Source organism: Bradyrhizobium genomosp. I (2014) (genome assembly GCF_000261685.1).
Classification (GTDB): Bacteria; Pseudomonadota; Alphaproteobacteria; order Rhizobiales; family Xanthobacteraceae; genus Bradyrhizobium.
In genome coordinates this window covers 20450-28090 of sequence record NZ_AJQE01000316.1, presented here as the reverse complement: position 1 = coordinate 28090, position 7641 = coordinate 20450, and the positions used below count along the sequence as shown (strand labels likewise).

9 protein-coding genes are annotated in these 7641 nt (G+C 64.3%); 2 read left to right on the top strand and 7 right to left on the bottom strand.

Annotated features, from left to right (window positions below):
* From IC50_RS29010 to IC50_RS28985, 6 genes are all read right to left on the bottom strand, one after another.
* Positions 1–134: MerR family transcriptional regulator (locus tag IC50_RS29010; RefSeq protein WP_008134370.1), on the bottom strand; the 134-nt coding region annotated here is incomplete at its 3' end.
* Positions 135–158: 24 nt separating this feature from the next.
* Positions 159–500: an integration host factor subunit alpha gene (locus IC50_RS29005; protein ID WP_026202294.1), complete on the bottom strand. Its 342-nt coding sequence runs from the start codon at positions 498–500 to the stop codon at positions 159–161.
* Positions 501–633: 133 nt separating this feature from the next.
* Complete coding sequence (locus tag IC50_RS29000; RefSeq protein ID WP_035712820.1) at positions 634–1614, bottom strand: beta-ketoacyl-ACP synthase III; 981 nt, start codon at positions 1612–1614, stop codon at positions 634–636.
* Entirely contained in the window at positions 1611–2672 is a 1062-nt protein-coding gene (gene plsX, locus IC50_RS28995; RefSeq protein WP_035712818.1) for a phosphate acyltransferase PlsX, read from the bottom strand. Before plsX ends, IC50_RS29000 begins: the two co-directional genes overlap by 4 nt.
* Before the next feature lie 297 nt (positions 2673–2969).
* On the bottom strand, positions 2970–3539 hold the full coding sequence (locus IC50_RS28990; protein ID WP_035712816.1) for a YceD family protein: 570 nt from the start codon (positions 3537–3539) through the stop codon (positions 2970–2972).
* Entirely contained in the window at positions 3536–4087 is a 552-nt protein-coding gene (locus tag IC50_RS28985; RefSeq protein WP_035712815.1) for a ubiquinol-cytochrome C chaperone family protein, read from the bottom strand. Before IC50_RS28985 ends, IC50_RS28990 begins: the two co-directional genes overlap by 4 nt.
* Before the next feature lie 98 nt (positions 4088–4185).
* Here IC50_RS28985 and IC50_RS28980 point away from each other — a divergent pair, with 98 nt between their 5' ends.
* Both IC50_RS28980 and IC50_RS28975 read left to right on the top strand, forming a co-directional pair.
* Positions 4186–4671: an outer membrane protein assembly factor BamE gene (locus IC50_RS28980; protein WP_035712813.1), complete on the top strand. Its 486-nt coding sequence runs from the start codon at positions 4186–4188 to the stop codon at positions 4669–4671.
* A gap of 215 nt (positions 4672–4886) precedes the next feature.
* Positions 4887–5888, top strand: a complete 1002-nt coding sequence (locus IC50_RS28975) for a Bug family tripartite tricarboxylate transporter substrate binding protein (protein WP_035712811.1) — start codon at positions 4887–4889, stop codon at positions 5886–5888.
* A gap of 48 nt (positions 5889–5936) precedes the next feature.
* Here IC50_RS28975 and IC50_RS28970 read toward each other — a convergent pair whose 3' ends face one another.
* The gene (locus tag IC50_RS28970) at positions 5937–7421 is read right to left on the bottom strand and encodes a peroxidase family protein (protein WP_244429671.1); all 1485 of its coding nucleotides are present in this window, start codon (positions 7419–7421) and stop codon (positions 5937–5939) included.
* Between the last annotated feature and the right edge of the window lie 220 nt (positions 7422–7641).

Here is a 7641-nt window from a genome sequence, read left to right as displayed (position 1 = left end):
CGGCGCCCGCCGCTGCGCTTCATCGGCTTGATCTGGGAGAACCGGGTCTCCCAGAACCGCAGCACGTGCTGCGGAATGTCGAGTTCCTGCGCTACTTCGCTGATGGTTCGGAACGCATCCGGCGCCTTGTCCAAATGCCAAATCCTTTGCGAGAGGCGCTACGCCTCTTGTGGAGCCTTGCTGGCGTCGCCGTTGGCGCGGTGCTGGCCGTTGATCCGCTGCTTCAGGATCGCCGACGGCTTGAACACCATGACCCGGCGCGGCGAGATCGGCACCTCGGTGCCGGTCTTCGGGTTACGGCCGATGCGCTGACCCTTCTTGCGGACCATGAACGACCCGAAAGAGGACAATTTCACCGTCTCGCCCTTCTCCAGGCAGTCGGTGATCTCCTTCAGCACGAGTTCCACGAAGGCGGACGATTCCGTGCGCGACAGGCCTACTTTCTGGTAGACGGCTTCACAGAGATCAACACGCGTTACGGTTTTACTTTGATCGGTCATCGCCCTGCCCCACATCACGGCGAACAATTGTTGTCTGAAATTATGAGGTTACGATACGACGGTCAACAGCGCTCATCAATGCCGACGCATCGATAATCGGTGCTGATTCGGGCAGAATTCGATCGACTGTGGCTTACCAGCGCACCAGCGCCGAGCCCCAGGTGAAGCCGCCGCCCATCGCCTCCAGCAGAACCAGGTCGCCCTTCTTGATGCGGCCGTCCCTGCGCGCCACCGCCAGCGCCAGCGGGATCGAGGCGGCGGAGGTATTGCCGTGACGGTCCACCGTCAGCACCACCTTTTCCGGCGCGATGTGAAGCTTGTGGGCGGAGGCGTCGATGATTCGCTTGTTGGCCTGGTGCGGCACGAACCAGTCGATGCTGTCGGCATTGAGCCCGGTCGCCTGGAAGGCGTCGACGATCACGTCGGTGATCATGCCGACCGCATGCTTGAAGACCTCGCGGCCTTCCATGCGCAGATGGCCGACGGTCTGGGTCGAGGACGGGCCGCCGTCGACGTACAGCTTGGCCTTGTGGCGGCCGTCGGAGCGCAGGTGCGTGGTCACGACGCCGCGGTCGCTCGTGGCATTGCCCGGCTGCTCCTGCGCCTCCAGCACCACGGCGCCGGCGCCGTCGCCGAACAGCACGCAGGTGCCGCGGTCGTTCCAGTCGAGGATGCGCGAGAAGGTCTCGGCGCCGATCACCAGCGCGCGTTTGAAGGCACCCGTGCGCAGGAAATTGTCGGCGGTGGCGAGCGCGAACACGAAGCCCGAGCACACCGCCTGGAGGTCGAAGGCCGCGCCATGATTGATGCCGAGCCCGTGCTGCACGGCGACGGCGGTCGCCGGGAAGGTGTTGTCCGGTGTCGAGGTCGCCAGCACGATCAGGTCGATCGCCTGCGCGTCCAGGCCGGCATCGCGGAGCGCGGCCTGCGCCGCCTTGATCGCCAAATGCGAGGTGAACTCGCCCTCGGCCGCGATGTGCCGCTCGCGAATGCCGGTGCGCTGCACGATCCACTCGTCGGAGGTGTCGATGCGCGCCGCCAATTGGGCGTTGGTCACCACCTGCTCCGGCAGATACGAGCCGCAGCCGAGCACGACCGAACGAATTTGAGTCACGAAACAGCCTCCTGCGCGGCCTGCACGGAACTGAGTGCACCACCCTCGCGGTTGAGCATCTGATTGATCTTGTTCAGGAGATCGTAGTGAGCCATCTCATAGCCAACATCGATCGCATAGGCAAAGCCTTCGGCGTTGGTTCCGCCATGGCTCTTCACCACCACCCCCCTCAATCCCAGCAGCACGCCGCCATTGGACTTGTTGGGGTCCATCTTGTCGCGCAGGGCCTGGAAGGCGCTGCGGGCGAAGACGTAGCCGAGCTTGGAGAGCCAGCTCCGCTGCATCTCGTTACGGAGCAATTCCGCCATCTGGCGCGCGGTTCCCTCGGCAGCCTTGAGCGCGATGTTGCCGCTGAAGCCCTCGGTCACGATGACGTCGGCCAGTCCCTTGCCGATGCCGTCGCCCTCGACGAAGCCGATATAGTCGAGCTCCGGCAGGTTTCTCGCCCGCAGGATCTCGCTGGCCTCGCGGATCTCCTCGTGCCCCTTGATCTCCTCGGCGCCGATGTTGAGCAGCCCGACCGTCGGCCGCTTCTTGTTGAACAGCACGCTCGCCTTGGCCGCGCCCATCACCGCCATCGACACCAGATGGTGGGCATCGCCGCCGAGGGTGGCGCCGAGATCGAGCACGACGGACTCGCCGCGCATGGTCGGCCAGATCGCCGAGATCGCCGGGCGGTCGATGCCCGGCAGCGTCCGCAGGTGGAAGCGCGCCATCGCCATCAGCGCGCCGGTATTGCCGGCGGAGATTGCGACATCCGCCTCGGCCTTCTTGACCGCATCGATCGCGAGCCACATCGAGGAGGTCTTGCGGCCGTGCCGCAGCGCCTGGCTCGGCTTGTCCTCCATGCTGACGGCGACGTCGGTATGGACAATTCTGGAGGCGGCTTTCAGCTTCGGGTGCTTCTCGAGCTCGGGCTCGATCCTGGCGCGGTCGCCGACCAGCAGGAACTCGGTATCGCGATGCCTGCCAAGCGAGATGGCGGCGCCCGGAATGACCACGGCGGGGCCGACATCGCCCCCCATGGCGTCCAGCGCGATGCGAACCTTGCTTGGCATGAAAGTCCTGGAAACCTGGTCTGGTGCGGTCTTGAGCTAGCGGGGCTGCAAAATGGGTTCGCCACGGACATGACGACCGGCCAAGCGCCACGCCGCACCCGGACCGGGGCGCGACAATAGCGTTTTGTTACCCCGAAACAACCTCTTGCCCCCAGCCTTTTGCATTCAGGGCGATCTTGCCGCGAAGCGCGAAATTTGCAAGAAACATATTGAAATCAGTCGGATAAGGACCGCTTTGAAACCATCCCGGGAAATGCCTCGCACGCCCTTGCAAGGCGATCTGCCGTGGAAGGCCCGCTACTGGCCCTTCTTGTTGTCCTGCAGCGCCTTCAACGCCGCGAATGGATGGTCCTCCGGATCGGGGGCGGTGACCTCCGCCTCGAACACGGCCCCCTCCTTGCGCGGATAGGGATCGATCGCCAGGAACAGGGCATCGGTGGCGAGCCGGCCGAGGTCGATGATGCCACCAAGGATCGGCTCCGGAGGATCGGCGACCTCAGGCGGCCCCTCCTCGTCCTGCCCCTCCTCGATCAGATCGGCCAGGCGGCGCGCCTCGGCCTCGGGGGCGAACATCAGGTCCACCTCCTCCTCGATCTCGCTCTCGATCGGATCCAGCGTGACCACGCAGGTCTGGCCGACCCTAGCCCGGACGGTGCCGGTGACCTGAACCCGGCCGCCGCTCTTGGGCACCACGTCGAACTCGGCCCGGGCGGACAGGATCTCGCGGAGGCCTGCGACCTCCGCCATGGCCTGCCGCTCGGCCGCTGATGCCTCGAGCTCGCGATGCAGGCCGGCATCGGGGATCTGCGCAACGATGACGGGCACCCGCCAGGGATCGGGCTGGGATCCGGCATTCGGTCGGGTCATGGCGTGACATCCTCAGGGAGCGCTGGAGGAAACTTGAAGGAAGCGCGCAACAGCGCGCCCTCGTCGGTCCGGCCAAGATCGGCCTCGCTGGCCCGGGCATAGGCCGCAAGCCGCTGCGCCTGATCGAGGCCGGTCCCATTCAAGATATTCTTGCAGATCGCCGATGCCAGCGCCTCGCCGCCGGCCTCCATGGCCTGGTCATAGGCCTGGACGCGACCGTAGAACGCCTCGCCGAAGGCCCGCATCCGCTTCGGCACGGTCTGGTCGCCGACCCCCATCTCGCGCAGATTGTCGTCCATGTCCTCGCAGAAGCGGTCGAACAGCGCCTGGGACAGCTCCGTGGCGCTTTGGACCGTGCGCAGGCGGCGCAGCAGCAGCCAGAGATGTAGCAGCAACAGGTCGAAACGACCGTTAACCGTGTCGGGCACGCCCAAGCCCCGGTAAAATATGGGTTCTCGCGCCTGCGTCACGATCATGCCATAGATGGCTTCAATGGTGCCCGGCGGGGTTAGTCGGGGTTTCCTGAAGTGGTTGAACGGCCAAAGCATTGTGGTTTCCGCAAGCGGGCGCGCGCGTGTTGCATTAAGACGCCCAGCCCGGTACTTCAGCGCCTCGCGCGACGCAAGGGGACGGAATCAGTTCCGCTATGACCACAACCAACCAGACCAGCCTGCGCGCAGGTAAGCGGCGCGGCCTTCACGCATGCTGGCGCGGCTTGCGCATGCTCGCCGCCGCGGCCGTCGTCGGCGCGGCACTTGCGGGCTGCACGGGCGAGCAATTCCAGAAGGGCTACATCCTGCCGCCCGGCGCGCTCGAGCAGATTCCGATCGGCGCAAGCCAGGACCAGGTGCTGATCGTGATGGGCACGCCCTCCACGGTCGCGACCCTCGACGGTGAGGTCTTCTACTACATCTCGCAGCGCTCGGAGCGCCCGGTCGCCTTCATGAACCAGAAGGTGGTCGACCAGCGCGTGATCGCGATCTATTTCGACAAGAACCGGCGCGTGCGCCGGCTTGCGAATTACGGCCTCCAGGACGGCAAGATCTTCGACTTCATCAGCCGTACGACGCCGACGTCGGGCCAGGAGATGAGCTACCTCGCGCCGCTGTTCAAGCTGCTCAGCTTCAACTGAGTCTTCGGCGTGTCTTCGAGCGAAGTGGATACGGTTCGCACGAAGAAAACGCGTCGAACAAGGATCGAGGGCCCTTCCAATTCCGCCGGAAGGTAAATGGCGCGAGCCTGCGGCGTCGTGCCGCTCTCCGCGCAGCACTCATCGTCGCACGCGACTTGCGGTCGCACGAGCTGTTCCATACGGTCCCTGCAAAGAAAGAAGCAGGGAGTGGATTCGTGCCTAAGCCTTTGTTGTCCCGCCGTCGCGTGCTTACCGGTGCTGCCGGCCTTTCGGCTGCAGCCATACTGCCGCGATCGAGCCTCGCCGACTGGAAGCCCACCGAAAACGTTCGCCTCGTCGTGCCAGCTGCGGCCGGCGGCTCGACCGACGTGATGGGCCGGCTCCTGGCCGCGCATCTGCAAACCGCCTGGGGCCAATCGGCGGTGGTGGAAAACCGCTCGGGCGGCGGCGGCACCATCGGGACTGCCGAGGTGGTCCGTGCCAAGCCTGATGGACACACCATCCTGATCGGCAATCCCGGTCCGAACGCGATCGCCTACAGCATCTTCAAGAATCTCACCTACAAGCCCGACCAGCTGCAGCCGGTCTCGAACATGATCCGGATCCCGAACATCGTCTCGGCGCATCCGAAGACCGGCATCAAGTCGATCCCCGAGCTCATCGCCTATCTCAAGGCCAATCCGGACAAGCTCAGCTACGCCTCCTCGGGCGTCGGCCAGAGCCCTCACCTCACCGGCGCCTGGTTTCTCCAGCTCACCGGCCTGAAGATGACGCACATCCCGTTCCGCGGCGCCGGACCCGCACTCCAGGCGGCCCTCGCCGGCGACATCCAGATCCTGTTCGACAATCTCTATCCGAGCCTGCCTCAGGTGCAGAACGGCACACTCAACGGTCTCTGCGTCACCACGACCGAGCGCAGCGACCTCGCGCCGAACCTGCCGACGATGCGAGAGAGCGCGCCGGAGCTGGCCAATTTCGACGTCTCGTCCTGGTTCTCGGTGTTCCTGCCGAAGGGGGTCTCACCCGAGGTGCTCAACGCGCTCAATCTCCAGGTCAAGGCGATGCTGGAGCGTGAGGAGATCAAGAAGCAGATCGCGGCCATGGGCGCCCGCGCCGACTACGGCACCCCGCAGCAATTTGCGGCCTTCCTGGACGCCGAGACGAAGAAGTTCGCCGGCATCATCCAGAAGGAAGGGCTGCAGATGGACGTGCAATAGTTCTCGTATCCCGGATGCCGCCTGCGGCATCCGGGACTTGAGCGACTGCTATCCGGTCGTGACCCCGTCGATCGGACTGATCTCTCCGACGAAGCGCAAGAGATCGCTCATCAGGAAAGTGCCCGGAGTCTTCGCCGGCAGCGTCGGTTTCCAGTTCTGCTGGCTGAGATAGGATTGGTTATCGCCAGCGACGATGCCAATGAACACCTCGGCCACGATACGCGCGCCGACCGGACCGAGCCGAAGACCGCCGGTCTTCACCTGGGCCTCCTTGAGGATGTAGTACCAGAGCGGCGTCTTTCGATCGAAGCCCTGGGCGGCCGCAACGGCGCCGTCCGTACCGGTTGCGATCTCCGCTGGCTTGAGCACTGGAATCCCCATCGCACGAGCCACGTCTTGCCCCGACGGCAATCCGAGATTGACTCCGCGCTGCAGGTTGCGGAACGGAAGGCTGCCGCCGCCACCTGGGAGATCGTGCAATTTCGGAATGAGGAATGGATCGATCTTGCGCGAATGGTTGAACAGGAAGTTCGGCGTCGGCGGAATCGCAGGATCGAATTCGTAGAAGCGGCTCCAGTCGATGATCCAATCCGTGGGCAAGGTGCTGACGTTGGGCGGGGAATTGGGCGCGTTGGGAGTGGTACCGGCGATCTCGCCCAGGATGCGGCCGGAGAGCCCGGAGAAGAAGAACTCGAGGCTGAGGGTCGCCGCAGTGAAGCCGCCGGGCTGCGTGAACACACGGTTGTGGCTGTATGTTTCGCGAACCATGCTGTGACCGAGCCGGTAGGCCGCCGCCGAGAACTCGACCGGCATATAGGGCACCTTCTGGAATCGATAGAACTTCCGGCCCTCGTGCAGAATCCTGGCGACGATGCCCTTCTCCGTCAAGCGCTCGACGAAATCGTGCAGCACCATCCATTGATAGTGCCAGGTCACCAGCTTTCGTGCTTCAGAGAAGAGCTTGTCGGGCGCCGGCGCGCTGGGACCGGCCGCGAGCATGTCGACGACCTTGTTGTGGAATTTCAGGAACGCAAGGTGCGTCTGTGCGACCAGCAGATTCTCGTCATTGCGGTGGTCGCCGATCAGGGCTCGCCCTTCCGAATTCCTCGTCAGATCATTCGGAAAGACGCCGGCCGCGCGCGGCGTGGGCGCTGTCTTGCCGAGCAGGAACTTCGGCCCGGGCTGTGTGATGTTGTTGGTGTCGCGAGCGTAGAGTTGGGGGCTGCCATCCGGTCCCAGACCGTAAATGCTGTCCAGATCCAGCCTCGGCGTGCGGAAGTTGGTGGTGGCGTTGGGATCCTCCTGCTTCTCGGCGAGCGAGGTGAGATCGAGCGTGATGTCGTGATCGACGAATTGGCCGAGATAGGTAAAGCCCGACGGAATGTTGGAATTGTCACCGGTCACATCGTCCGGACTGGCGTCCTTCATCGCGGTGGCAAGCGCCTGCAGCGAGGCCTCCGGCGCCGTGAATGCCGGCAGGTCAAACATCCGGCCGAACAAGCCGGGGTCTGCATTCGCGCTGGGCGGTTTCAAGCCGGCTCTGGTCGGCTGGCGTCCGGCTTTCCCGTGTCTTGGATTCAGGTTTGCAGCTTGCGTCATTCTTCCCTCCAGTGGTGAGACAGCGGCTGCACGGTAGTCCCCGGAGGGAAGACACTTTGTAATTGAGGTCACAGTTCCCCTGCGACAAAGCATGCCGCGAAGGAACGATATCGTGAAAACAAAAGCCCCGCGGCTCACGCCGCGGGGCTTTTTC